At 69.6% G+C, this 24,760-nt stretch carries 20 protein-coding genes and 2 pseudogenes; 12 read left to right on the forward strand and 10 right to left on the reverse strand.

The annotated features are described in order from the left end of the window. Positions 1-67: 67 nt before the first annotated feature. Both rpsR and ACIF6F_RS16025 read right to left on the reverse strand, forming a co-directional pair. Positions 68-301 (reverse strand): annotated as a pseudogene (rpsR, locus tag ACIF6F_RS16020) (30S ribosomal protein S18); the annotation flags it as partial. Between the two features lie 163 nt (positions 302-464). Further along, positions 465-2,657, reverse strand: coding sequence for an FUSC family protein (locus ACIF6F_RS16025; RefSeq protein WP_399946763.1), 2,193 nt, complete (start codon positions 2,655-2,657; stop codon positions 465-467). A 250-nt stretch (positions 2,658-2,907) separates the two neighbouring features. On the opposite strand from ACIF6F_RS16025, the gene tatA reads away from it, so the two are divergent. Together tatA and ACIF6F_RS16035 are read left to right on the forward strand one after the other, a co-directional pair. Further along, positions 2,908-3,123, forward strand: a complete 216-nt coding sequence (tatA, locus tag ACIF6F_RS16030; RefSeq protein ID WP_399946765.1) for a Sec-independent protein translocase subunit TatA — start codon at positions 2,908-2,910, stop codon at positions 3,121-3,123. Next, the gene (locus tag ACIF6F_RS16035) at positions 3,123-3,578 is read left to right on the forward strand and encodes a hypothetical protein (RefSeq protein ID WP_399946768.1); all 456 of its coding nucleotides are present in this window, start codon (positions 3,123-3,125) and stop codon (positions 3,576-3,578) included. Before tatA ends, ACIF6F_RS16035 begins: the two co-directional genes overlap by 1 nt. Before the next feature lie 5 nt (positions 3,579-3,583). Here ACIF6F_RS16035 and ACIF6F_RS16040 read toward each other — a convergent pair whose 3' ends face one another. Beyond that, a complete protein-coding gene (locus ACIF6F_RS16040; protein WP_399946770.1) occupies positions 3,584-4,780 on the reverse strand; it encodes a DUF2786 domain-containing protein in 1,197 nt (398 codons plus the stop codon). 271 nt (positions 4,781-5,051) lie between these two features. Here ACIF6F_RS16040 and ACIF6F_RS16045 point away from each other — a divergent pair, with 271 nt between their 5' ends. Further along, positions 5,052-6,872, forward strand: a complete 1,821-nt coding sequence (locus ACIF6F_RS16045; protein WP_399946772.1) for a bifunctional 3'-5' exonuclease/DNA polymerase — start codon at positions 5,052-5,054, stop codon at positions 6,870-6,872. Between the two features lie 135 nt (positions 6,873-7,007). Here ACIF6F_RS16045 and ACIF6F_RS16050 read toward each other — a convergent pair whose 3' ends face one another. From ACIF6F_RS16050 to ACIF6F_RS16070, 5 genes are all read right to left on the reverse strand, one after another. After that, positions 7,008-8,234: a hypothetical protein gene (locus tag ACIF6F_RS16050; protein ID WP_399946775.1), complete on the reverse strand. Its 1,227-nt coding sequence runs from the start codon at positions 8,232-8,234 to the stop codon at positions 7,008-7,010. An 88-nt stretch (positions 8,235-8,322) separates the two neighbouring features. After that, complete coding sequence (locus ACIF6F_RS16055; protein ID WP_399946778.1) at positions 8,323-8,838, reverse strand: SigE family RNA polymerase sigma factor; 516 nt, start codon at positions 8,836-8,838, stop codon at positions 8,323-8,325. A 119-nt stretch (positions 8,839-8,957) separates the two neighbouring features. Continuing rightward, a complete protein-coding gene (locus tag ACIF6F_RS16060) occupies positions 8,958-9,440 on the reverse strand; it encodes a GNAT family N-acetyltransferase (protein WP_399946781.1) in 483 nt (160 codons plus the stop codon). A 369-nt stretch (positions 9,441-9,809) separates the two neighbouring features. After that, complete coding sequence (locus ACIF6F_RS16065; protein WP_399946783.1) at positions 9,810-13,199, reverse strand: helicase-related protein; 3,390 nt, start codon at positions 13,197-13,199, stop codon at positions 9,810-9,812. An 89-nt stretch (positions 13,200-13,288) separates the two neighbouring features. Next, complete coding sequence (locus ACIF6F_RS16070; protein WP_399946785.1) at positions 13,289-17,176, reverse strand: Eco57I restriction-modification methylase domain-containing protein; 3,888 nt, start codon at positions 17,174-17,176, stop codon at positions 13,289-13,291. A 413-nt stretch (positions 17,177-17,589) separates the two neighbouring features. On the opposite strand from ACIF6F_RS16070, the gene ACIF6F_RS16075 reads away from it, so the two are divergent. After that, positions 17,590-18,153: an HD domain-containing protein gene (locus tag ACIF6F_RS16075; RefSeq protein WP_399946787.1), complete on the forward strand. Its 564-nt coding sequence runs from the start codon at positions 17,590-17,592 to the stop codon at positions 18,151-18,153. On the opposite strand, the gene ACIF6F_RS16080 is transcribed toward ACIF6F_RS16075, so the two are convergent. Together ACIF6F_RS16080 and ACIF6F_RS16085 are read right to left on the reverse strand one after the other, a co-directional pair. Beyond that, positions 18,141-18,608, reverse strand: coding sequence for an NUDIX hydrolase (locus ACIF6F_RS16080; RefSeq protein ID WP_399946790.1), 468 nt, complete (start codon positions 18,606-18,608; stop codon positions 18,141-18,143). The genes ACIF6F_RS16075 and ACIF6F_RS16080 overlap by 13 nt on opposite strands. Further along, the gene (locus ACIF6F_RS16085; protein ID WP_399946793.1) at positions 18,595-19,368 is read right to left on the reverse strand and encodes an XRE family transcriptional regulator; all 774 of its coding nucleotides are present in this window, start codon (positions 19,366-19,368) and stop codon (positions 18,595-18,597) included. The genes ACIF6F_RS16080 and ACIF6F_RS16085 overlap by 14 nt, the downstream gene beginning before the upstream one ends. Positions 19,369-19,463: 95 nt before the next feature. Between ACIF6F_RS16085 and ACIF6F_RS16090 the strand changes: the two genes are divergently transcribed. From ACIF6F_RS16090 to ACIF6F_RS16125, 8 genes and pseudogenes are all read left to right on the forward strand, one after another. Continuing rightward, positions 19,464-20,156 (forward strand): HAD family hydrolase, encoded by a 693-nt coding sequence (locus ACIF6F_RS16090; protein WP_399946795.1) that lies wholly within the window; start codon positions 19,464-19,466, stop codon positions 20,154-20,156. Between the two features lie 110 nt (positions 20,157-20,266). Further along, positions 20,267-21,169: a radical SAM protein gene (locus ACIF6F_RS16095; protein WP_399946798.1), complete on the forward strand. Its 903-nt coding sequence runs from the start codon at positions 20,267-20,269 to the stop codon at positions 21,167-21,169. After that, a complete protein-coding gene (locus ACIF6F_RS16100) occupies positions 21,162-21,803 on the forward strand; it encodes a hypothetical protein (protein WP_399946800.1) in 642 nt (213 codons plus the stop codon). The genes ACIF6F_RS16095 and ACIF6F_RS16100 overlap by 8 nt, the downstream gene beginning before the upstream one ends. Then, positions 21,721-22,392: a class I SAM-dependent methyltransferase gene (locus ACIF6F_RS16105; protein WP_399946803.1), complete on the forward strand. Its 672-nt coding sequence runs from the start codon at positions 21,721-21,723 to the stop codon at positions 22,390-22,392. The genes ACIF6F_RS16100 and ACIF6F_RS16105 overlap by 83 nt, the downstream gene beginning before the upstream one ends. After that, positions 22,392-22,979, forward strand: a complete 588-nt coding sequence (locus ACIF6F_RS16110; protein WP_399946805.1) for a class IV adenylate cyclase — start codon at positions 22,392-22,394, stop codon at positions 22,977-22,979. Before ACIF6F_RS16105 ends, ACIF6F_RS16110 begins: the two co-directional genes overlap by 1 nt. Before the next feature lie 35 nt (positions 22,980-23,014). Then, a complete protein-coding gene (locus ACIF6F_RS16115) occupies positions 23,015-23,368 on the forward strand; it encodes a hypothetical protein (protein WP_399946808.1) in 354 nt (117 codons plus the stop codon). Positions 23,369-23,503: 135 nt separating this feature from the next. After that, positions 23,504-23,665, forward strand: a complete 162-nt coding sequence (locus ACIF6F_RS16120; RefSeq protein WP_007264923.1) for a hypothetical protein — start codon at positions 23,504-23,506, stop codon at positions 23,663-23,665. A gap of 87 nt (positions 23,666-23,752) precedes the next feature. Then, positions 23,753-24,607: pseudogene (locus ACIF6F_RS16125) on the forward strand (JmjC domain-containing protein); the annotation flags it as partial. Positions 24,608-24,760: the final 153 nt, after the last annotated feature.

A 24,760-nucleotide genomic window follows, 5' to 3' on the forward strand; every position in this document is an offset into this window, starting at 1 on the left:
ATGCCGCTGCATGGGCAGATGCACGTGCACGCGGGGTGTTCCCCTGGTCACGCGGAGGTCGGCCACTCCTCGAACGGTAGGGCAAAAGTGCCATTTCCCGGGCGTTCTTGAAGGCACTGGCGAGTTGGCGGTGCTGCTGAACCGTGATCCGCGTGACCCGGCGACTACGGATCTTGCCGCGGTCAGAGATGAATTTCCTGAGGAGATCCGTGTCCTTGTAGTGGAGGTACGTGATCTCCGCCGCATCCAGCGGGTCGGGGCGGGCCTTCAGCGGTTTGCGTGACGTGTCGCACCGGGGCATGAATTCATTCCTCCGGGTGTCGGGAGTTCCCTGCGGAATCGGAACCAGGTGGACGGACCGGATTCCGGCGACGGACCGCGCAGCCCGAAGGCGACCGCCCGGCGGGTCCGGGCGCAGCCCGGTGAACGGGACAAGGGGGGGGCGGGGGATCTTTCGTCGGGCGTCAGGGGCGCAGGGCCTCCGCCACCGCGTCCAGCTCGTCCGCCAGCTGCACGGACGCAGTCCGCAGCGCGCCCTCGGGCAGCGCCACCGCCACAGTCCGCACCTCGGGGAACTCCGGCACCCGCCCCTCCCGCACCGCCCGGCCCGCCCGCGCGGTGACCGCCTCCACGGCCGCGGCCAGCGCCGCGACTTCGGCGGCGGCAGCCGGAGGGCCGCCGTCGACCCCGGATGCGGGCGCGCAGCCCCGTACCCGTACGCCGTCCGGCACCGGTCCGGCGCCCGGAACCGCGTCGTGCACCGGCACGGGTTCGGCGGCCGGGGGCGGGCCCGGGACGGGCGCACGCACGGCGCCGGTGTCGTCGGGCCCGGCCGGCGGCCGCGGGGGGTGGAGCGGTCTGTGGGCTTCCAGGAGCATCGCGTGCCGCGCGAACGCGGCCAGCGCGGCGGCGGCGTCCTCGGCCGCGGTACGGGAGAGCCCCCGGTGCCGGACGGGTTCACCGGCGGCCCGCGCCACCGCCTCCTGCCAGGCGACCCGCGCCGCCCGCGCGTCCAGCAGCGCCGCCCGGACCGCCCCCGCGTCCGCGACCGGCACCGCGTACTGCCGCAGCACGGCCGCCGCGTACCGCCCGTCCGCCACCAGCCAGTCGGCCAGCCGGGTGCGCAGCCGGGGCGTCTCCCAGGCCGGGTACAGCGCGTACCCCAGCATCGCCAGCAGCCCGCCCACCAGCGTCAGCGCGACCCGGTCCGGCACCGTCTGGTCCCACCGCGTACCGCCCATGCCCAGCAGGAAGACCACGTACCCGGCGACGCAGGCCTGGCTCACCACGTACCCCGTGCGCATCAGGGCGTACATCAGCCCCGCACACATCACCGCCAGCACGCCGGACACGTACATCCCCGGCTCCGCGACCTGCACGACCACCGTGGCGAGCCCGACGCCGACCAGCGTGCCCCCGAACCGCGCGACCGCCCGGGAGTACGTCTGCGTGAAGTCCGGCCGCATCACCATCACGGAGGCCATCGGCGCCCAGTAGCCGTGCCCGAACGGCAGCCACTGCCCGATCAGGTAACCCGCGGAGGCGACGACCGCCACCCGCGTCGCGTGCCGCAGGACCGGTGAGCCGGGCCGCAGTTCGACGCGGACCGCCCGCGCCACGAGCGGCACCAGGCGCGGCAGCGTCGGCCGGAGCATCGCCTCCTCGACGCGCGCGGTCCGCCCGGTACCGGGCTCGGCGGTCTCGACGACGTCGTCCAGCAGCGCCGCCAGCCGCGCAGCGGCCCGCCGGGCCGGCCCGGCCAGCAGCTCCCCGGTGTCGGGCGACTTGAGCACCGCCAGCGCGGGCCCGGGCAGCGCCACCGGCTCCCCGTGCCGGATGCCCCGCGCCGCCGCGTCCAGCACCGTGGCCGCCGCGCCCAGAAGTTCGCACACCCGGTCGCGGGCGGGCCCCTCCGCGGGGGCGCCCACCGACGGGTCGGCCAGCAGTGCGAGCACGGGCCGGATGCGTTCGGCGAGGCCCCGGGCACCGTGCAGCTCCGCGGGGCGCCGCCGGGCCTGACACGGCGTCACGGTGGCCGCGTCGCGGGCGGCCATCAGCGGGGCCGGGTCGAAGACCGCGCGGGGGTCTTCGCGCAGCCGCCGGGCGTAGTCGGCCTCGGCGGCCAGGGCGTCGGCGAGCGCGTCGCGCTGGGCGCCCCACCGCCGTACCGGGAACAGCACGATCAGCAGCGCCTGCACCACCCCGCCCAGGGCGATCATCCCGGCGTGGCCGGCGGCCTGGGCCACGGAGGTCGGCAGCGTGACCGTCACGTTGCCCGAGGCGATGATCCCGGCGGTCGGGCCGGCGGCCCACATCAGGCCGGAAACGAACGTCCAGAGGGCGAGCAGGGCGGGGAAGGCGACCGTGTGGGAGGCGCCGACGAGGTAGCCGATGAAGGTGCTCACGGCCAGCGTCACTCCGGACGCGAGCGCGAGCACGGGACGCGGGCGCCAGCTGCGCTGGAAGGTCGCGACGGCGGCCTGGAAGGCGCCGAACGCCGAGCTGGCGGCCGCGCCCGGGCCGAGGAACGCGAGGCCGAGACCGATGACGAGGGCGAGGCCGGCGGCGGCGCGGACGGCGACGAGCGGCTCCAGGCGGGCGCGCTCTACGGTCATCCCCGATCGGGCGGTCTCCTTCAGCGCCCGCAGCCAGCTCATGGTGCCGAGCGTACCGGTTCACCATGATTTGAAATGGTCTGGGACATCCTGTGACGCCTCTTCAGGACTCCTTCAGGTTTGTACGGTCCCGCCCGGCGGTGGTTGCATGGCCGGGCGCCACTCCCGCGCGCCACACCCACCCCTCACACCACACCGCACCGCCCGCGCACCCGCCTCACACCACGCACCGGCCCCACACACCGCATCCGGCCCGCACACCGGGCGCACCCGGCCTCAGGAGGAGCCCCACATGATCAGGAACGCCCTCGAACCCTGGCACCTGGCGCTGCTGCTCCTCGTCTGCCTCCTCGTCTTCGGCTCGAAGAGGCTCCCCGACATGGCCCGCGGCCTCGGCAAGTCCCTCCGCATCCTCAAGGCGGAGACCCGGGCCCTGCGCTCCGACCTCCCCGACGCCCCGCCCCGCAACTCCCCGCACCCCGCCGGCGGCGAGGAGACGGCCCGGTGATGCGCGTCCCGCGCGGCGCCACCGGCTTCCGGGGCCACGGCGACGAGCCGCTCGCCACGACCGACCGGGCGGCGTTCCTCCGTACCTGCCACGGCATCGCCCGCCGGACCGGCGCCCGCGTCACCTCAGTGGACACGGACCCCGTGGCCGTCTTCGAGGCGGTCGCCCTCACCCGTCACGCGGAGACCCACGTCGTGCTCCGCCACGAGCACCTGCCGCTGCTGGCCTTCACCGCCTCCCCGCCCGTCCCGGGCCCGCCCGTCACGGGCTACGTCGAACCCCCGCCCTGGGCCGCCGACTTCGAGCCGCTCGGCCTGCGGTCACTGACGGTGGACGAGCTGGCCACGCCGCTGAGCCGCGTCGACCTGGGCGCGCTGGCGGACGCCGAACTCGCCCAGGTCCGCCACTGGCGGCCGGGCGTGCTGGGCGAGCTGCTCTTCAACTCCTGGGACTGAACGGGTCAGCCGCGGTTCAGCCCCTTGCGTCCCGTGCCCATGTCCGCGCGGTCGGCGGCCGCCGTGCCGTCCAGCCAGCCGGCCTCGTCGGTGGCCCCGCGCAGGCGGGTCGTGGTCGTACGCGGGAACATCTCCTCCGCCCGCGAGGTGACCGCCACGTCCCGCGCCGCGAGCACCGGCAGCAGCGCGCCGTCCGCGGCCCCCGCGTCCTCCACCACGTGCTCGGCCGTCTCCGCCAGCCGGTGGCCGACCCGGGAGGCGTAGGCGAGGAAAAAGGACTGCCGGAAGGTCTTGGTGCGCTTGCGGCCGCCGGCCCGCTGCCCCGCCTCCGCCCGCGTCATCGCGTGGGTGCCCTGCACCAGCAGGGAGGTGTGGAGGAGTTCGACGGCCTCCAGGTCGCCCTCGAAGCCGACCACGGTCGAGAAGCCGTAGGCGGAGTTCCACACCGCCCGGCAGCGGTTCGCGGTGGCCACCGCGTCCAGCAGCACCGCCTTCGCCTCCTCGTACGGGGGCTCGACCCCGATCCGGCAGGCCCCCGGCACCTGCCCGGGCCTGGCCACCGCCGCCTCGTCGAGGGTGTGGCGGGCCATCAGCTCCTGGGCCTTCGCGCTGAGCGCCTCGGCCTCTTCCGGGTAGGGGGTGGCCTCGGCCTTCGCGAGCAGCGCCCGGATGCGGCCGAGGGTCTTGGGGTCGCCGTGCGCCACCGGCAGCGCCGCCAGCGGGTCGCCCGGCAGCGGCCCGACCGGCTCCACCGACGGCAGCCGGACGAGCAGCCGCAGCGTCTCCAGGACGGCCGTGGCCAGCGCGAACCGGTCCGCCGACTCGCGCCGGGCGGCCTCGGGCGCGTACCGCTCGTCGCCGCCCCACCAGACCTCGGCGCCGCCGAGTTCGTCGAGCTGGGCGGTCCACCGCTCGGTCAGCTGCCCCGGGCCGTACCGGCGGCCCTCGGCGGCGATCAGGTCGAGGGCGAGGCGGGCGTGGCGTTCGTCCAGGTCACGCCGGACGAGCCGGAGGACGTCGGCGGGCTGCCAGCCGCGCTCCCAGGCCTGGCGTACGTACCCGGAACCGCGCCGCAGCAGCTCCCGCCCGGTCTCCGGCCAGGCCCCGGCGTCGGCGGCCAACAGCGAGGCACCGGTGTCCAGGCCGGCGTCGTCGAGGGAGGAGAGGGCGGCGGCGAAGGCGCGGTCGACGGTCTCGTTCACGTACCTCAGCGTCGCATTGCCGGCGCGGGAGCGAACACCCGGCCATCGCCGGAACAGAACACCCGGCCCCCCGCCGGAACGGACCGCGCGCCCGCCCGCCCACCGCCGAGACGGGACGCCCGCCCACCGCCGAAGGGAACCCGGCCCCGGCCCACCGCCGCAACCGAGCCCCCACCACCACGCCGCCCGTCCACACCCTGTGGACAAAAAACCACCCACCGCCCGGCCCGGCCGTGGCACCCTGTCAGTCCCCCCTGCCACACTCGCACTCATGAGCGACCGCGAGCGGTGGGCCCTCGCCGAGGGCGGGGGTGGAGACGGTGACCGCGGCGAGCCCGGCGGCGGTACGGGCGCCGACGGACCCGTACGCGTAGCGCCCCTCACCCCGGACGGCCGCCCCGCCGCGCCCGTGCGCACCGTGCCGGGCCTCACCGCCGCCCTGGACCTCGCGCCGCCCGGCACCCGGTGGGTCTGGCGTGCCACGCACGAGCTGTACCCCCGCATCCTCGCGGCCGGCGCACGCGTCGACCGCTGCTACGACATCGAGGACGCCGAGCTGCTCCTCCTCGGCCACGAGGGCCGCTCCGGCGAACCCCGCTCGGCCGCGGCGGCCTGGGCCCGGCTGACCCACTCCCCCGTACCCCCCGACCCCCCGCAGCGCACGCCCGAGCGCGGCACGCAGTCCAGCCTCTTCAGCCCGGCGGCCACCACACCCGTGCCCTTCGAGGCCCTGCTCGCGGTCTACGCCGACCAGCTCCGCCGGCACGACGCCACCGCCCACCCCGACCGCCTCCACCTGCTCACCGCCGCCCAGTCGGCCGGCGCCCTGGTGGCCGAGGAGATGAACGCGACGGGACTGCCCTGGCGGGCCGACGTCCACCGGGCCGTGCTGACCGAGCTGCTCGGCGAGCGCTACGCGGGCCGCGGCGAACCGCGCCGGCTGGCCGAGCTGGCCGACGAGGTCTCGGAGGCCTTCGGGCGGCGCGTGCGCCCCGAGCTGCCCGCGGACGTCATCAAGGCCTTCGCGGAAGCCGGCATCCGGATCAGGTCGACCCGCCGCTGGGAGCTCCAGGAGATCGACCACCCCGCGGTCGAGCCCCTGATCGCGTACAAGAAGCTCTACCGCGTCTACACGGCGCACGGCTGGTCCTGGCTCCAGGACTGGGTGCACGACGGCCGCTTCCGGCCGGAGTACATCGCGAACGGCACGGTCACCGGCCGCTGGGTCACCAACGGCGGGGGCGCGCTCCAGATCCCCAAGATCATCCGGCGGGCCGTGGTCGCCGACCCCGGCTGGCGCCTGGTCGTCGCCGACGCCGACCAGATGGAGCCCCGGGTGCTGGCCGCGATCTCGCGCGACCCGGGGCTGATGGACGTCGCCGGCCAGCCCGGCGACCTGTACAAGGCCGTCTCCGACCGGGCCTTCTCCGGCGACCGCGAGATGGCCAAGATCGCGGTGCTGGGCGCGGTGTACGGCCAGACCTCGGGCGACGGCCTGAAGAACCTCGCGGCCCTGCGCCGCCGCTTCCCGCGTGCGGTCGCGTACGTCGACGAGGCGGCGAAGGCGGGCGAGGAGGGCCGCCTGGTACGCACCCACCTGGGCCGCACCTGCCCGCCGGCGGCGGGCGCGGGGACGGACGGCCCCGACGAGGCGGGCCTCCCCCAGGACGACCCGGCCGACCGCGCCGACCCCGGCGCCTTCGGATCAGGCCCAGGCTCCGGCCCCGGGTCCGGCCCCTACGGCCGCCCCGGTTCGGAGGACGGCGCCCCGGACTGGACCCCCGGGTACGCCTCCACCAACGCCCGGGCCCGCGGCCGTTTCACCCGTAACTTCGTGGTCCAGGGCAGCGCCGCGGACTGGGCGCTGCTGATGCTGGCGGCCCTGCGCCGGGCGACCGCCGGGATGCGCGCCGAGCTGGTCTTCTTCCAGCACGACGAGGTGATCGTGCACTGCCCCGCGGAGGAGGCCGCGGACGTGGCGGAGGCGATCCGCGCGGCCGGTGACCTGGCCGGGCGGATCGCCTTCGGGGAGACCCCCGTGCGCTTCCCGTTCACGACGGCGGTCGTGGAGTGCTACGCCGACGCGAAGTGAGACCGGGCGCCGCGTCTCCCGCAGCGGGCCGCCGCGTCCCCCGCGCACCGGCCCGCCGCAGCCTCTTCGCACCGGGCCGCCGCGTCCCCGCGGACCGGGCACCCGGGCGCGCGCGGGACCAGGAGCCCCGGGGTCCTACTTCCACTTGTCGCTGGTGGCGATCGCCTTCAGCTGCTCCATCGTCAGCGCGGGCGTGTCCCGTGTCGCCTCGGTGTGCTGCGTGGCGGAGTTGAAGGCCGAGACCACCACGCGCAGCCCGTTCGGGCGCAGCGTGTCGACGGACCACCAGACGACGCCCTGGCCGCCCTTCTCGCCCACCTTCTTCTCCGCCTTCACCTTGGTGCCGTCGGGCAGAGTGGTCACCTCCCCGCTGCCGAAGAGGTCCTTGGCCACATCGCCCATGTTCGGCTGGACGTTGATCTGGACCAGCGACCTGCCCTTGCCGTCGTCGAGCACGAGGAAGGTGTAGTCGGGGCCGTCGTCGCCCTTCTCCACGACCTTCAGGCCCTGGGGCAGCAGGGACTTCAGCCGGCCCTGGACGTTGCCGCCGGCCGGCGTCTGCACCGGCGGCTCGATCAGGGCCGCGGGGAGGTCCTCCAGCGCGGCGTGCCACCGGTCGGAGGTCACCAGGACCTTCATCTGCGCCATGGTGAGGGGCGGGTCGGCACGGGTGATGCCCGAGTCCTTCTCGGCGGGCGCGTTGTGCTCGTTGGCGTCGATCAGGTAGCCGTCCTTGGTGGCCAGCGTGGCGCGCCAGTCCTTGGTGTCGCTGCGGCGGTCGGGGTACACGTACCCGCGGAAGAGCATCAGGCGGGCGCCGCCCGGCAGGGTCTCCTCCGTGCACCCGTCGTGCGGGACCTGCGTGGTGCTCGGGCACTCCGTCATCTGCCGGAACATCTGCCCGCTGGGGTCGATGCGGGTGAGCACGACGGAGACCTGCGACCGGCCCTTCCCGTCGTCGAAGACACCGGAGACGTACGGGGCCTGGTCCTTGGTGCCCCGCGCCCGCGTGTCGGTCAGGGTGCCGGCGGGCAGCAGCCCCTTCAGCGTCGCGATCAGCATCTCCGGGGTCACCGCCCCGCTGCCGCCGCGCTCCGGGACGCCCGGGTCCTTGCCGTTGCCCGAGCCCCCGGCGGCCACGGCCGCGCCGCTGCCGGAGCCGCCGAGCAGTCCGCCGGCGTACGCGCCGACGGTGGCCACCAGCGCGAGGGTCAGCGCACCGCCGGTGACGGCCGCGGCCCGGCGGCGCGCCAGCCGGCGGCGTCCGCGGCGCTCGCCGCCGTCGAGCAGCGCGCGCTGGTCGGTGCTGAAACCGTCCCCGGTCTGCCGGAGAGCCTGTCCGAGATCGTCTTCAAAGGGCATGCGGAACCACACCTTCGTAGGGCGTAAGCGGAAATGGAAGCGGTACGGGCGCGTGCCGCCGACGGGTGGCGCCGGCGGCCGTCGCCGGTCAGCGCATGGCGAACTCGACCAGTGTCCCGCCGAGTTGGTCGCGCAGCCGGGAGAGCGCGCGGGTGCAGCGGGTCCGCACGGCAGCGGAGCTGACGTTCATCGCGTCGGCGGTCTCCTCGATGCTGCGGTCCTCCCAGTACCGCAGCACGATCACCGCCCGGTCCTTGGGCGAGAGTTCCCCGAGCGCCCCGAGCAGCGTGATCCGCAGCGCCGGGTCCGCGCCCGTGGGCGCGGCGTCCGTGTCGGGGAGTTCCCCGTGCGGGCGCTCGGACGAGGAGCTCCGGCGACGGTGCGTCAGGAACTCACGCACCAGCACGGTCTGGGCGTACGCAGCCGGATTGTCGATCCGCGAGAGGCGCCGCCCCCAGAGCACGTACATCCGCCCCAGGGTCTCCTGCACGAGATCCTCTGCGAGATGGGTGTCACCACTGGTCAGCAGGCACGCAGAGCGGTACAGGTGCCCGGTGCGCGCGGCGGCGAACTCGCGGAACCCGTCCGTACGGGACCCTCCCATCCCTCCCCCTTCTCACGGGGCGCGCCCCCGCAGCGCGCCCACACCCACTAGGACGCGCCGAACCCCACCGGATGTTTCACCGTGTTCCGCAGAACTTCCGGCCGCTCCCCGGCCCTGACTCACCGCAGGCCGTGGAAGTACACGTGGAACTTCTCGCGGACGAAGCCCTCCGCCTCGTACAGCGCCTGGGCGGTGTCGTTGTCGTACGCAGTCTCCAGCTGTACGCCGGCCACCCCGGCCACCCGCGCCCGCTCCAGCACGTCCCTCAGCAGCGCCCGCCCGGCCCCGCTCCGGCGCCCGGAAGGGGCCACGAACAGGTCGTACAGCACCCAGACCGGCCGCATCTCCAGCGAGGCGAAGGTCGGGTACACCTGGGCGAAGCCCACGATCCCGACCCCGTCCCGCTCCGCGACCAGCACGGTCGACTCACCCTTGGCCATCCGCTCGGCGAGGTACGCGCGCGGCCGCTCCGGATCCTCGACCGGCACCTCGTAGAACTCCAGGTACCCCAGGAACAGCCCGGTGACGGCATCCAGATCCGCCTCCCCGGCCACCCGCACCGAAACCCCCGCCCGCCCCGCACCCGCAGTCACGTCGCTCATCCCCCCATCCTCCCGGACAGACCAAGAAGCCCCAGCCCGGACGGATCCGGACTGGGGCTTCCCTGGAGCCGCCTTCGGGATTCGAACCCGAGACCTACGCATTACGAGGGCCCGTAAGATCATCCCGCCTGGTGCCGGACAGTGCTACAGAATCCCGTTTCCCCAGGTCAGAGACATCTGCCCGTGATCACCATGATGCTCGGTCCACCCTAGTGCCACCCAGTCCGCTCACGCAGCGCTCACGCAAACTCGCCCCAGCTCAGCTTCGGCACGACCGACGCAGAGCCGTCTCCACACCCCGATGCGCTCCGACCAGGAGCGGTCGGCGCATCGCCTACGGGGTCGTAGAACGCACGGCCGACACCTTGGTCACGCCAGCTCCGGCTCTTCCGATCCCCTATCTGCTGGTAGGACAGCCAACCAACAGACGAGGTAGACATCATCGCCGGTGATAGGGGGGAGTGGCTCAGGGGCAGACTGAGGTGCCAACCCAAGGCGGTCGGCAAGCTCGCCGAGACGGTTGACGACGTCCTTGGGGGGACCTGGTTCGGTGAGGGCAGCGCGGAAACTCCTCAAGATGCGAGGACTGTAGGGCGCCTCGATGCGTTCCACAAGCTCGTCTTGGTGGTCGCCCAGGTGCGCGCCGTGTCGGCGAATGAAGGCTGCGGCCTCGCGCATAACCTTCGGAATCTCTGGAGTGAGGTTGGCCGGATCCGCGTTGTGCATCCACGAAGTGACAATGTGACTCCTCGCGCAGGACCAGGCTTCGTAGGCTGCCTGGTGAATGGCATCGTGGAGCACGGGCTGAGTGTCGGGGTCGACGGGATCTGCAGCAGACAGGCAAGCAAGAGTGTCGTCGACAATTATCGGCTGCCCGGCTTCGTCGCGGGTGATGGCGTAATGATCGGTCAGCGGGACATACCGGAACCACGGCTTGGGGTGATCCCCGATGCGAGCGCAGAAAATGATTCCCGGTTGGCTATCAGCGCTGCGGGCAAATCCCGACCCGCTTCCCCACGGCAGGGCAAGGACAGCGTCGCGCAGTACCGGATTTGCAAGGTTCTTCTGAAGTCGCCGCCGGTACTCCTCTCCGGACAACGCCGAAGCACCGCCCTCTTCGAAGAGGGCAGCATCTTCACGACGGAGCCGGTCAATCTCAGCGCGGGTCTCAGTAATGTTGACGTCACGGCCGGCGAAACCCGGAAGGACCTCACCGACGCCCGTGGCTGCAGCAGCATGCTTGAGCTTGCGTTGCAGGCGCTCTTCCAAACCAAGAAGACGTTCGAGTTGCTGATCCGGGAAGAAGCAGCGAAGGAACACTTCCCGATGGTCGGACCCGATGCGGTCAATACGCCCATGACGTTGAACCAGACGCATTGGGTTCCAGGGCAGATCGTAATTAATGATGTGGCGGGCCTGTTGCAGGTTGACGCCTTCGGCGAGGACATCGGTCGCGATAACGAGGTCATACCTGTCTTCGTCGCCTGGGTCGCCAGCAGTACGGGGAGCAAACCCGGAAATAACGTGAGAACGTTGGTCGCGATCCGGACCAGCTGCTGTTACGAGACGGCCCTGATAGGCGGCGAGGCGCGGGTCGGACTCCAAAGCCAACGCGAGGCGGCTGTGGATGTGGCTGACGGTGTCGGCGTAGTAGGAGAAGACTAGTACCTTGCGCTTGTCACGGGTGTCTTGATCGGTGATACCTTCGGCCTGCGCCTGGGCAGCGATCTGGACGAGTTCTTCAACCAGCGCATCGATCTTGGGGTCTGGTCCGCTTTGCTGAGCTTGGACTTCGTCTCGAAACTGGGTGAGGAGACTAAGGTCAGCCTGGACGGCCTCCGTGAGCGCCGGGACGTCATAGTTACTGGCGGCCTGAACGCCATCCGCCTGGCCATCACCTACCGCATCGATGAACGCTTCGAGATCGTCGCTGTCTGAGGATGACCACTCACGCAGTGCGTCGCCCGTGAGGACCAGTCCCTGCTCGAGGGCCCCCAGGAAAGCTTCGTGACTGGCGATCATCTTGTCGAGCGTGCGCTGGAAGGCATAGGCAGAGGACTCGAACCGCTTGAGCAGCGCGGAGCGAAGCAGCCCGGCGTTCTGCTGCTCGAACTGTTCTTCACGGCCGGCACGACGGAAACGAGACGGGACGTAACGGGCGAGGCTGAGAACCGTTCCTGGGGCATACAGGGGGACGGCGGTGTCATCGTCGTGCCCGTCGTCGGAACCAAGAGCAGTGGCGAGGCGGTCGAACATCCCTGGCAGCACCTTGTCGAGCCTGTATTCGACCCGATGCACCCGGGGTGTGGGAAAGGCGATCTCCCGTTCGACACCGCCAATGGTCACGCGGTCGCCCTGATAGTTATTACGGACAAAGCGGCGGGTCCGCCGGACTGCGACCTTGTCGAGGACATCGAAAAGATGTTCAGGTGACAGGTCATCGGGGTTCATGGCCATGGCGCGGTCGAAATAGGCGCGCAGGGAAGGGACTCCGGAGCTCGCGAAGGCCGCGTCGTTCGTGACGAAGTATGAGATGAGGTTGTACAGGTCGTAGAGGCTATTGTTGACCGGGGTGGCAGTGAGCATGACCAGCTTCTTAGGGCTGCTGCCTTCGGCAAGAGTGCGTAGAGCATCGGCGCGACGCGTCGCAGCGTTACGCAGCGCGTGGGCCTCATCCACAACCACGAGGGCGTACTCGTCCAGATCTTGCAGTGCGGCCCCCAATTGCCCGGCATCGTCGATGCCTCGGACTAGTTCCTCGAAGGAGACCACTTGCGCAGGCAGGTTCATCTGACGCAGGAATGGGGACCACGTTGAGTCACGCAGGGTGGCGGGGGCGACGATGAGAGCCTTCTGCCGGTTAGTAATCACCGTGTCATGAATGATCTCTCCGGCAATGAATGTCTTGCCTAGACCAACCTCATCGGCGATGACCACGCCATTTAGCTGGTCCAGGATCCGTTGTGCCCGCCAGACGCCATCAGCTTGGAACCCCGTCAGGCCAAGCTTTGTCCGAAGGCGAGCTGCGCTCTCTTGCTCGACTTCGAGCCCATAGAGTTCGTGCAGCATGCGCAGGAAGACTGTCCAGGGCTGGTTGGGGTGCCACCGCGGCTCGTACACCCCGGCGAGGTCGAACGGCACAGCAGCGTCCCACAGGTCCTGGAACCACGTTTGGACGGCGTGCACAGGCTCAGGCTGATACTGGCCGAGGTTGAGCTCTTTATTACGAGATAGGCCAGCGAAGGTGAAGTTGCTAGAACCGGACATCACACCTGGCATGGGGCCGTCAACTATGAACGCCTTACCATGCAGGAACCCGCTCTCGAAGCGGCGCACTTCCACCTTGCCCGAGTGCAGCCATGCCACAAGGCGGTGGGCAGCCTGATCCGCTTCAGCTGTGAAGCCCAGCAGGTCCCGATCCTGCTCAAGCTGACGCTGGTGACCTTCCAGCGCTCTCCGGAGCCGCTCCTTCTCAGCGCGACGGCCGAGTCCCGCCGATAGAGGGCGCACGCCGCGCTGTTGTGGATCGGGGTCCGCTCCAAGCAAAAGCCGAACCGATGGGAAGTGTTCAAGCTGGTCAGCCAGGAGAACGAATCCCCCTGGGTTGAAATAGGCCGAGGCGATGGAGATCTGGGGCGTTTCAGCGAGGCTAGTCCTCATCCCCTGCAACAGCTTATTGAGCGCGTCTTCCACCGTCGACCCGTCAGGCTGATTGGTGGAGAAGGTTGGGCGGAAGTCCCCCCCGGGCTGTTCGCTCATTCTTGGTGCTCCGCTTCCCGGCCGCCGCTCCCACGCGGCGGCCCAGGGTCGTAGGTACGAAGGACGGGTTCGTGAGCGTGCGTGCAGACCTACTTGTTGCTCTTGGCCGGGATGTGAGCGACGCCGAGTGCTTCGCGCAGGGCAATCGGGAGCCCGGTCGCGTTGAAGTCTGCTGCGATCAGTTCCAGGGCGCCTTGGTCAAGCCCGTAGCCACCTAGGGCAAGACGCTCCAGAGCGGCCAGCAGCGCAGTGTCGTCGCCCAGGCTGGCATCGGACACGACGATCCCGCCGGCCAGGCGGGTGTAGCCGTGGCGGGCAAGGAGACTGCCTGTGATCTGTGCAGCCTCGTCGACCTGCGCCGGTGTCCAGTTGGGCAGAGGGATCTGGTTGATTACCGGGGCTGTGACGTGGCGGTCAACGAACCGACGCGCCCACCAGTCCACGGTGATGGTGTTAAGCAGCCCGAGCAAGGCCAGACGCTCATTCTGGCCAGTTCCAGGACCATGCATCACCGCATGGATATAACCCTTGTTGTGGAGGAGGCCGGTCTCAGGAAGGGCAGCAGCAATCAGTGTCCGCGAGTCATCGCTACGGCTTGGATGGCGCACGATGATCAACGGGTGGCAGTCCGTAAGGATTACGTTCCCATCTTTCTTGGCGACTCCTCTCCGCTTTGCGATGAGCCCGTCGTGGTCCGTGACAAACTGCTTGAAAGGCTTGTCAAGGTCGAAGCTGAACTGATCAACGTGTGCGGACATTAGGATCTTCCATGCGTCCGCAGCATCAGCTCGAGCTGCCAAACCCCGATCAGGGCCACTTCCACGGAAGTCCCAGCGCGCGTCGTGAGTAGCCTTAATCCACCCCTTGCCCGAGGCAAGGCGTGGCCCTGCTCGCATCACGTCGAAGACAACCCGATCAGCCCGGTCTGCGAACCAGGGGATGACATGAGTCTCGGAGAAGGAAGCAAGGTCATCCTGCGTTAGCACGATCGCGGTGGCGTCACCAGCTGCTGCGACGTCTGCAGGGCTGTTCGCGACCCATACGCAGGTGGTGGGTGCCGGGGTAGCAGCAACACTGAGAAAGACCACGGCGTACGAGGCATGCACATCCTCGAAGATCCATTCGGCGCGGTTGCGGCCCTGCACGATCCGCAGGTCGTGATGCGTGGCCAACTCCTCGCGGAGGTTCTTCCATCCGGCCAGGACCATGCTCTGGCGAGGCAGCACCAGTCCGAGATGTCCCGAGTCGCGGCGTAGCCTTATTGCCCGCTCAAGCATCAACTGGGCAAGTTCCAAATGGGTGCCACCGCGCAGCGTGTATGCCTTCTTGAAGAGGCCCTGCAGGACAGCGCGATGCGCTTCCTCTCTCTTTTCCTCAGCGGCCTCCACGGGGTGCGTGGAGCGCAGTTCCTCCACTTTCGCATCGCGCTTCTTGTCCGGCAGGGCCATCAGCCCGGGGTAAACGCCAGCCCAGAACGGAGCGGCCTCCCAACGCACCTTCTCCCACGGCGGGTTCCCAAGGATCACATCGAACCCAGGGCGGGTGCGCACGAAAACCTCGGGGAACCGGTACGGCAGGTGAGTCACACCGAAACGGTCGAGTTCCTGCCGAATGAGCTCGGCCTGCTCGCCATCGTCTGCCACGGCACTAATGGCCTCGTCGGCGTCGGCGGGAAGCGGAAGGAGGCCGAGCCGGACAGCCACTGCGGCGTCGAAGATGTGCTTGGCGTCCTGGGCATCAACAAGGGCACGCTGATAGGCGCGGGCCGCATCCTGGACCTCTGCCTTCTTCGCCTCGTCGGTACACGCCACGCGGAGCAACAGGTCGCCCGCCTTCCGCAAGGCATCCTCGATCTTGTCGGCAAACAGGGACATCTGTCCGATGCCGGCCTTGGGCTCAAGTACCTCCAGTGCTTCGTCGAGCGTGCCAATGCCGGTGAGGCTATTGCCGACAACTAGGCCGTGTTCCAGCGAGGACATCGGCAGTCCGGGGACGAACGTATGGATCCAGATGGCCAGGCGCGCCAGCTCGACCGCAATGAGGTTAAGGTCGAGCCCGTAGACGCATCGGCGAGCGATCTGCCGACGGAGCAGCGCGGATGTCTCGATCTCGACTGCAGCCCCGTGGTCCCCCAAAGCCTCTTGGGCTGCTTGGGCGAGTCGAGTAAGTTCGTCGGCCACAGCAGCGATTGGATGCTCGGCAAGGAAGGCCGTGAACCTGCTTTCGATGCGATCGATGGCCGCAACGAGGAAGTGCCCAGATCCCATGGCCAAGTCTGCGATGCGGAAGTCGAAGAAGGCGTCCGCTGCAGCAGCGTCATCACCTGCCTGCAGGAAGTGCAGAACACGGTCCAAGTGTGTTCGTAGTGCTGGCTCAAGGGCTGTGTCCAGCAGGTGCTCCACCGCGAAGGACTTGGTGAAGTACGAACCCGTCGCCTTCCGGTTACCAGCGTTGTTGTGGAAGTACACCTGCCCGGCGGGGACGTCCACGGTCGCCCCGGCCTCGGAGGGGACAAACGCGCCGTCCTTGTTCACGGTCAGGGGAACGGGAGCTATCGAAAGAGATGACTCCAGCAGCCCCTCGTAGATGGTGCCGAACTCACGGACCGAAAGGGATCGGAAGTCCACCGGCCCACGTTCACCATCGGGACCGACATCAACCAAGAGCGCGCGCAGCGCGGGTCCGAACTCGGCGTCGGTGAGATGCATGTTAGCCAGGGCAGCACCCGAAGGGCTAACCAGAGGGTCCTGCGTAAACAGGCCGCCATTATACGCGGGAACGTCCCAGCCTCGGTTACCGCTATCGACTGCTGTCCACACGGTAAGCATGTCGTCCCAGAGCGCGGTGGCCTGCGAGTCGAAGGACTGATCCGGATCGGCAGCGAGGTCCTTGGCCAGGGACTTGACGGCGTGCCTGTCGTAGCGCGGATTGCGGCCGTAAGGCAGCAGCTTGCGGTCTTCGGCGTAGGCCAGGAACAGCAGCCGGAAGAGGATCAAAAGGGTCCGGTGGTACGCCTCGAGTAGATCGCTGTCAGTAGCGACGCGCATCTGGCGGGCAACCGCGACCGACAGGTCCGGCACGACCTCCCGGTAGATCCTTTCACGGAGCCTGCTTCCGAGGTCTGCCGCGAAATCCGTTGAGGCTGCCAGGATCTGCTCGACGCTTCCCCCGGGAGCGAGAGCCGCTGGGGAGAACAACAGCGGGAGGTAGCCAGCCCTATCTCCAGCCAGCAGCCCAAGATCAAGTTCGACGTAGGTCTCGCCCTGGCTCTTTCGGCCGGTCCCGACGGTTGGCCGAACCGGGTGAAGGCGAATCTGGCTGCCACGCGTGACGATGACCCACGGCACGTTTTCACGGACCGCAAGCGCGATGGCGTGAGCTACCGGCGATACCGCCCCGAAGCGGGCGGACGGCCGGTCGAAGACCTCTCCCGCGTCGAGCAGTACGCCGATAGCCCGGTGGGCGCCTTCATGCGTGAGCAGGAGCGCCGCCGAGCCGCGCGGGGCGGTGGTGTAGCCGAGACCATGGATCAGTGAGACACCGCTGATCCCCAACAGAGACGCAGCATGCCGGCAGGCATCCTGCCAGTCACTGCGGCGCGGTACACCCGCGCGCAGCTCGTGGGTGGCGAAGAGCCCTTGGTTATTCAGCCCGGAGCTGAGTTGATCCCTGACACCCACGAGGAGGCGCTCCAAGGCGCGGTGGGCAGCGTGCCGGTCCGGCTCTTGAAGCGCGACTGCACAGACACGTTCCAGTTGACCGATCTCTAGGCTGGCCACTGCCGACGGGTCGCCGTGGGTTCCACACGTAATGGCCTTGGTGGCATCGGCGTCGGCGTACAGTACAACCAGCAGCACCGGCGCGGGCCGGTTAGCGTGGCGCAGCTTCCACAGCCGTCGAACGTCTTCGATCTTTGGCTGACCCGTCTCCGACCAGGCGACTGCGACTTCAAGAGCGGAATCGCCGTTTCCGAACATTACGCGCTCGGTGTTCAGCGATACAGGAGTGCCTTGCGGTCGGGGCCATGGAAGTGCCCGGGCGTCGCAGTCTTCCAAGAAGCTCGCCGCATCGTCTCGGACCACTGGGTGCCTCTCGGATCAAAGCCGCTCCGTCAGCTTGGCGGCTGGTGATGCTTATTGTCGGCCTAAGTCTGCCATTCGGTACTTCGCTGAACGACCTCACTCGCACATCAATCCGGCGAGGGATCCCGCTCTCACACGGCGGTGAGGTTCCCAGTCGACTGGCGGGCCTACCCCCCCCAGATCCCTACGGCGGCACCCTGTCCGTCAGTCACGTAACGACACCGGCAGGATCGGTGGCATCCGGAGCCGAGACGAATGCGCGTATCTGGCCAGGCTTGCTCGCGGTGCAGTCCGGGCAGAGAGCCCGCATGGGCGATCTGATCGAGGAGTGGGCGACGCTGGTCGCGGAGGTAGAGCTCAGCAGCACGCTCCCGCGGAGGTGGGCGCATACGCAGGGAGTGGCCAAGCGCGCAGTCCTAGTAAGTCAGGTCCTCGGCCAGGACGCCAGCCTCATCATCGCCGCCGCCACGCTTCACGATGTCGGGTACGCGCCGCGCCTAGCCACAACTGGGTTCCATCCGCTGGACGGGGCCCGGTTCCTTCGCGACGAGCACGGGGCCGACGAGCGGTTGGTGCGGCTGGTGGCCAACCACTCGTTCGCACTCCTGGAGGCCGAGGAGCGGGGGCTGCGGGAGGAGCTCGCAGGCGAGTTCCCCTTGCTGGAGGAGCCACTGTTGGTGGAGGCCCTCGTGTACTGCGACATGACAACCACTCCCGACGGCGGCCGGACCACCGCCGAGGAGCGAGTCGCGGAGATCCTTGGCCGCTACGGTGACGACAGCGTGGTCGGGCGGTTCATCCGTCGGGCGACGCCGGAGATCTTCGCCGCCGTGGGGCGGGTGGAGGCGGCGCTGGTGGCTCAGCCGAGATAGGGGTACGTGCCGCCGAGGTAGTCGCCGATCTGCTGGCGCATGCTGGCGTGGATGTCGTACTTGTCGAGGTCGGAGGGCTGGATGAAGCGGACGCCGTCGGCCTCGTCGTTGATCGTCGGCGCGCCGCCGATGGGGCGGCCGATGTAGGTGTTCTCGTACTGCTGGCGGATCTCGCCGTCGGTGTAGGCGACGATGTGCTTCGGGTTGGTGTAGACGCCGAGGAAGCCGGTGATCTCGGCGACGATGCCGGTCTCCTCCAGGCATTCGCGGATCGCGCACTGGGCCGCAGTTTCGCCGATGTCCTGGGCTCCGCCGGGCAGGGCCCACTGGCCGGTGTCGCGGCGGCGCTGGAGCAGGATGGCGCCGCTGTCGTCGACGACGAGAAGGTTGCTTGCGGGGATGAGGGTGTTCGCCTTCGGTGCGGCGGGGTCGTTGTAGTACTCAGTCCTGCCCATGTGCGGCGGTCCCCTCCTGGTCGGGAGTCCAGGGCCGTGCGGTGGCCCAGACGGCTTCGAAGCTTTGAGCGTAGTTGTCGAACCACCCTGCACCGTCAGCCCCCTTGAGGTGCAGGAGGGGGTTGGCGCTGGCGGGCCGGCCCCACACGTGCGGGTTGACCAGCAGGTGGTCGTCGTAGCGGAACAAGGACGTGTAGAGCGTGGTGTCGTGGAGCCGCACTTCGCAGCCGGCCTCCGGCAGTAGCGGGCGGTAGTAGGTGAGGGATGCGCGGATCTTGGCGGCGAGGGTGTCGCCGATGCCTTCCTCGCGTCCTCGGATGGCGACTGCCTGGCCGCCCGGGTCGCCGAAGCACAGGCGTACGCGGACGCCGTCGGCGGCCCGCTCTGCGAGCATCTCGGCGACCTGGGGGTTGGACTGGGCGAAGAACGTGCCGGAGAAGACCAGCACTCCGATCTGCTCCCGTGCCTCCTGGAGGAGGGTGAGCCACATGTCTCGGGGGACGCTGGCGCGGTTCTCGTAGGTGCCGATCAGCTCGCTGCCTAACGCGGCGGTGGGCTTGGTCGACCGTGGCTGCGGGACGGGCCAGAGGAAGGACTCCTCCACCCGCAGGTGTTGGGCGGCCCGGAACCGGTGCCGTGGGTGCGGCACGCGACCGCCGAGCCAGCGACCGACGGTCTTGGGGTCCACCTCGCAAAGCTCGGCGAGCGACTCGGGGGTGACGCCGCGCTGGGCGAGTACGGAGTGCAGTCGCTCGTTCACAGGTGTCATGCAAGCGGAGCCGGGAGTGATCGGGCAAGGACGTTTCGGGACGTTCCCGCGGCGTGGGGAAAGTCGAGTGTCCTTACGCTGACGCCATGCAGCTCATCGTCCTATGGGACATCGACCACACGCTCATCGAGAACGCCGGCGTCAGCAAGGAGATCTACGCCGCCGCCTTCTCAGCCCTCGTTGGTCACGCCCCTGTGGGGCCGGCACGGACGGAGGGCAGGACGGATCGCCTGATCATGCGCGGGATGTTCCAGCAGCACGGTCTGGAAGAGCCTGAGTGGTCCCTGGTCGAGGCGACTCTCGCCGAGGCAGGCCAGAAGCGTCGGGAGGATTTGCGCCGTCGGGGGGCGGCGCTGCCGGGGGTGCGCGACGTACTTCTGGTGGCATCGGCGCACCCCGGCTGGGTGTCGTCGGTGCTGACCGGGAACATCGCGGCCAATGCCCGAGTGAAGCTGTCCGCCTTCGATCTCGATTCACTGCTGGATCTGCATGTTGGGGCGTACGGGGCCGATGCCGAGCAGCGGCCCGACCTCGTCGCCGTCGCGCGGGAGCGGGTCCAGCGCCTACAGGGCGTAGATAAGGACGTCCCCGTCGTACTGGTCGGGGACACTCCCCGGGACGTTGAGGCTGCCCTCGCCACCGGCTCGGAGATCGTCGCCGTCGCCTCCGGCATCCACAGCGCCGACGAGCTGGCAGCCGCCGGCGCGCCAGTAGTACTGCCGGACCTGTCGGCCACGGATCAGGTCATCGCGCTCTTGGAGGGCTTCGCAGGGCGCTGAAAACGTCCCGGGACGTCCTCGGGAGCGTCCGTATACGCGGTGATGCGGTCCCGGCCCCCTCAGCCACGATCAGGGCTCGAACGAGGCGACTGGCCGAAGGGGGCCCACACGTGATCGGGGAAGTCACCGGGATCCGTAGGATCCGCATGCTGTACCTGCAGCTGCTGTACCGCTGCAACTTCGAGTGCCTGCACTGCTTCCACGGCACGCGGCTCCAGCACGCCGACGCGTTCACCGCCGAGCAGGCCGCGAACCTCCTCACCCTCATGCGTGAGGAGTACGGCACCGAGGCCGTCACCCTGCTCGGTGGGGAGCCGTTCGTCTACAAGGAGCTCGCCCGTGTCGTCCGGCACGCCAAGCAGGAGCTGGGCCTCCAGGTCGAGATCTGCACGAACGGCTACCGGATCGAGCGCCGGCTCACCGAAATCGCGCCGTACGTGGACCTGCTGCGGGTCTCGCTGGAGGGCATCGGCTCGACCAACGACCACATCCGCAAGGCCGGCAGCTACGAGAGTGCGCTGAGCGCTCTCGACCTCGCCCGGGAGCTCGGCGTCCGCACCGGGGCGACCATGACGGTCACCTCCAGAAACATCGACGAGGTGCTGCCCCTGGCCCGCACCCTCCAGGATCTCGGCGCGCGCCAGCTCAAGCTCCACTGTCTGCGACCCGTCGGCCACGCCGCCAACCACCCGGAACTGCTGATCACCGACTCCGCCGCGTACGCCCGGCTGCGCGAGCAGCTCCAGGAGACCCGGCTGGACATCGAGGTGATCGTCGACGAGGACCTGTCCGAAGACGGCGCCCCCGAGATCTGTGCCCCCGTGGGCGGGCCGGTGGAGATCGATCGGATCGAAGCCGATCCGCGCGGCGCGTTGACCATGTCCTGCAAGGCCGTCGGCAAGGACTCCCACGCCTTCTGGTACGACAAGCTCGCCGACCACATCGTCCACCGCCCGACCGCCACCGACGAGCTCACCCTCGCGGTGCCCGATGTGGTGTACGCCCGTGTCTGACCACCCGCGGTTCGAGAGCATCGAAGGGCTGCGCGGCACCGGCAAGTCGACCATCGCCCCCATGCTGGCCGCAGCCCGGGAAGCCGTCCTGGTCCCGACCGTGCCGGCCTTCTACCAGCCGCTGCGGAGAGAGGTGGACCGGCGGGAGAACGTGGAGGCCCGGATGTGCTTCTACCTCTCCGCCCTGTTCACCGCGGCCGACGAGATCCGGCGGTACCTCTCCGCCGGCACCCCGGTCGTCGTGGAGAGCTACTTCGCCCGCTGCCTGGCCAACCACCAGGCGCTCGGCGCCCGCCTCGGCATCACGCTGCCGCCCGACCTGCCACAGCCGGTCACGTACTACCTGGAGTGCGAAGAGGACGAGCGCCAGGCCCGGCTCACCGGCCGGGACAAGCCGGACTCTCGGTGGGACGCCCTGGTCGAGAGAGCCTCGGGCCGCGTCACCGATGCCTACGCCCCGTTCCCGATGCACCGCGTGGACACCACGGGCCGCGGCCCCGACGAGGTCATCCAGGCGATCCTCGCCACCGACACCCAAGGAGCGCACGCCCGTGCAGACTCAGAGCCTGTGGGAGCACACCCTCACCTTCTTCCCCCAGTTCCTCGCCGCGCTGAGGGAGCACACTGCCCCTGACGCCACGGTCGCCGTCGTCGGAGCCAGTGATGGCAAGTTCATCCTGCCGCTGGCCGCCGCCGGCTACCGCGTCGTCGCCATAGAGCGTGACCCGCTCGCCCTGCACGGTGGCGAGGTCCACCTTCCGGGTGACGAGCACGCCCACGCGCTGGGGCTGATCGACCGGCTCAAGCTGGAGGAGCTGTACGACCGCGTGCAGGTGGTGGAGGAGGACTTCCTCACCGGCGACCCGCTGGACTCGCCCTGCGACGCCGTCTGGACGAGCTGCTCGTGGCACTACAGTGCCAACCACCACCGCCCGCTCGCCGAGTTCGTCGACCGCATGCAGCGCCTCGTGCGTCCCGGGGGCCTGTTCGGCGCGGAGTTCATGATGCCCGTCGAGCAGCGCCACTTCCTGGTCGAGCACTACACGTCCCCCGAGAAGCTCCGCCGCCACTTCATCGGCGACTGGGACGTCCTGCTCACGCTGCGGACGACCGAGTTCACCGAGCGGGCACACGTCGGGCAGCTCCAGGACCACACCCACCGCATGGGCCTGCTCCTGACGGCCCGTACGCCCACCCTGCACCGCTACGGGAAGAAGGATTGATGAAGCACGAGTACGAGGCGAAGTTCCTGGCCGTCGACGTCGCCGACCTCCAGGACAGGCTGACCAGGCTGGGCGCTGTCCAGGCGTTTCCCCGGACCCTCCTCACCCGCAAGATCTTCGAGAACGACAACCTGGACGGCGGTGCCTGGCTTCGCCTGCGGGACGAGGGCACCCGGTCCACGCTCACGCTCAAGCAGGTCACTGACTCCACCACGATCGACGGCACCACCGAGATCGAGACGGAGATCGCCGACCTGCACGCCATGGCCGACATCCTCCGCCGGCTCGGCCTGAGCGAGGTCCGTTACCAGGAGAACTACCGCGAGGAGTGGCGCCTGGGAGAAGTCGCCTTCGACTTCGACACCTGGCCCGACCTCCCCACCTTCGTCGAGATCGAGGGCCCCGACGAGGCGTCCGTCCGGCAGGCCGCTGCCCTCCTGGAACTCGACTACGCCGAAGCCAGGTTCGGCAGTGTGGACGAGATCTACAAGAGCGAGGCCGGCCGCGACATCCTCGCCGAGCCCACCCTCCTCTTCTCGGACGCCGAGAAGGCCGACCCCACCCCCGTGGCCGTTCAGGCCGACTGAACCTTGAAGGCCGCGCAGTGCTTCTGGAACTCGCCATGCCGCCTCGAGTGATCCCCGGCATCGCCGACTTCGCCCGCGGCGGGTTGCCCGCCCCGGCCGCCACCGACGACGGCAACCGGTGGGAGGACGGCCGCTGCTGGCTCTACTGCGGCCAGCAGTGGACCCGCGTCCTGTGGATCGGGCCGGTCAGCGTCGCCGGCGCCCAGGCCCCCATGTATGCCTGTGGGCCTTGCATCCAGGAGCTCCAGGAGCGGGTCTGGCAGGCGATCCTCCTCGGCGACGAGCCGACCCGCCCGGCGCAGCCTGATCCACGTCCCGGCATGGAGGCACCCTCCGAGCCCAGCGGTGGACGGCACCGCGCGCCGGAACAGCGCCTGCGCCGCCCTTGAGCGCAGGCCCCTGAGCCCCGCCCCCGTGGTGAAACCCCACGGCCATGGGGGCGGCCCCTCGCAGTATCGAGCACCTCCGCACACCAAAGCTTCCCGCCGGACCCGGCGGGAGATCGGTAGAGGAAGGAGCACCAAGTGAAGGACACCAAGCCCTCCGTCGAGGAGGGCCTCCTGGTGGCCGTGGAAGCTCTCGCGAGCGTCCACGACCGGCACGACAGCAACGCCTCCGACCCGGGACAGGGCGGCTCGGGCGACGGCCCCTGGCCCACCGGTGACGGGCTGAACCACGCGGCGTAAGCGCCGCCGGCTCCATGGCGGAGGGGCCGCGCACCGCGGCCCCTCCGCCTTTCACGTCCCATCCGAGGCAAGGAAAGGGAACGGCTCATGGAACACCGTCTGGTCCACGCAATCGAAGAGGCACTGGGGTGGGATGACCCGGCCCCGCTCGGTACGGCGTTCGCCCGAGGCAGCATCAGCGACCCCGAGGTCGTCACCAGGCTCCTCACGCCGCAGCGACTGCTCGACATGGTCATGCGCCGGAGCGTGTCCAACCCGCAGTTCCGGTTCTTCAAGGGCGGCGAGGAGATGCACCCCGACGCCTATCTGAACCGCCAGGTCACACCCCGCGGGCAGGCCATACCCATGGCGGACATGCGCCGCGTCGGCAACCACCTGCGGGACGGAGCGACGCTGGTCCTCGACCAGTCGAACGTCTTCGACGCCACCATGGAGGTGGCGTGCCGGGCGTTGCAGTGGTGGTCGCGCGAGCACGTCCAGGCCAACGTCTACCTGACCACCAACGACGCCTCCGGCTTCGACCTGCACTGGGACGACCACGACGTCGTCATCGTGCAGCTCGCTGGCGAGAAGCAGTGGGAGGTACGCGGCGCCTCCCGGCCCGTGCCGATGTACCGGGATGCCGAGCGGAACAACACGCCCAGCGAGGACATCGTCTGGACCGGCACCATGAAGGCCGGCGACGTCATGCACATCCCGCGCGGCTACTGGCACGCGGCCACCCGCGTCGGCCACGGTGACGGGCACAGCACCCACGTGACCTTCGGCTTCGCCAAACGCACCGCGGTGAGCTGGCTGACCTGGCTGGCCGACTGGTCCCGCCAGGAGGAGATCTTCCGCCACGACCTCAACCGCTGGGGCAGCCCCGCCCAGCAGCAGGACCAGCAGCGCCGACTGGCCACCGCGGCCTCCCGCCTCATCGACGCCCGCGATCCGGCCGAGTTGCCGAGGGTCACGCGAGCAGAGAGAGCCGCCGGCAGCTGGGAAGGCGGACTCGCGCCCGAAGGTGAAGACCCTCCTGAGCGCGGGGAGGAACGGCCGCTTGGCCCAATGCCCCGCCGGTTCGCCCCCGTCACAGGGCTGAATGAGGCCGCT

Origin of the sequence: Streptomyces sp. NPDC086023 (assembly GCF_044540325.1) — a bacterium.
Classification (GTDB): domain Bacteria; phylum Actinomycetota; class Actinomycetes; order Streptomycetales; family Streptomycetaceae; genus Streptomyces.

Excerpts from the sequence above, each read along its gene's own strand:
- ACIF6F_RS16025 (WP_399946763.1), bottom strand. The coding sequence starts at position 2,657 with ATGAGCTGGCTGCGGGCGCTGAAGGAGACCGCCCGATCGGGGATGACC.
- tatA (WP_399946765.1), top strand. The coding sequence starts at position 2,908 with ATGATCAGGAACGCCCTCGAACCCTGGCACCTGGCGCTGCTGCTCCTC.
- ACIF6F_RS16035 (WP_399946768.1), top strand. The coding sequence starts at position 3,123 with ATGCGCGTCCCGCGCGGCGCCACCGGCTTCCGGGGCCACGGCGACGAG.
- ACIF6F_RS16045 (WP_399946772.1), top strand. The coding sequence starts at position 5,052 with ATGAGCGACCGCGAGCGGTGGGCCCTCGCCGAGGGCGGGGGTGGAGAC.
- ACIF6F_RS16050 (WP_399946775.1), bottom strand. The coding sequence starts at position 8,234 with ATGCCCTTTGAAGACGATCTCGGACAGGCTCTCCGGCAGACCGGGGAC.
- ACIF6F_RS16055 (WP_399946778.1), bottom strand. The coding sequence starts at position 8,838 with ATGGGAGGGTCCCGTACGGACGGGTTCCGCGAGTTCGCCGCCGCGCGC.
- ACIF6F_RS16060 (WP_399946781.1), bottom strand. The coding sequence starts at position 9,440 with ATGAGCGACGTGACTGCGGGTGCGGGGCGGGCGGGGGTTTCGGTGCGG.
- ACIF6F_RS16065 (WP_399946783.1), bottom strand. The coding sequence starts at position 13,199 with ATGAGCGAACAGCCCGGGGGGGACTTCCGCCCAACCTTCTCCACCAAT.
- ACIF6F_RS16070 (WP_399946785.1), bottom strand. The coding sequence starts at position 17,176 with ATGTTCGGAAACGGCGATTCCGCTCTTGAAGTCGCAGTCGCCTGGTCG.
- ACIF6F_RS16075 (WP_399946787.1), top strand. The coding sequence starts at position 17,590 with ATGGGCGATCTGATCGAGGAGTGGGCGACGCTGGTCGCGGAGGTAGAG.
- ACIF6F_RS16080 (WP_399946790.1), bottom strand. The coding sequence starts at position 18,608 with ATGGGCAGGACTGAGTACTACAACGACCCCGCCGCACCGAAGGCGAAC.
- ACIF6F_RS16090 (WP_399946795.1), top strand. The coding sequence starts at position 19,464 with ATGCAGCTCATCGTCCTATGGGACATCGACCACACGCTCATCGAGAAC.
- ACIF6F_RS16110 (WP_399946805.1), top strand. The coding sequence starts at position 22,392 with ATGAAGCACGAGTACGAGGCGAAGTTCCTGGCCGTCGACGTCGCCGAC.
- ACIF6F_RS16115 (WP_399946808.1), top strand. The coding sequence starts at position 23,015 with ATGCCGCCTCGAGTGATCCCCGGCATCGCCGACTTCGCCCGCGGCGGG.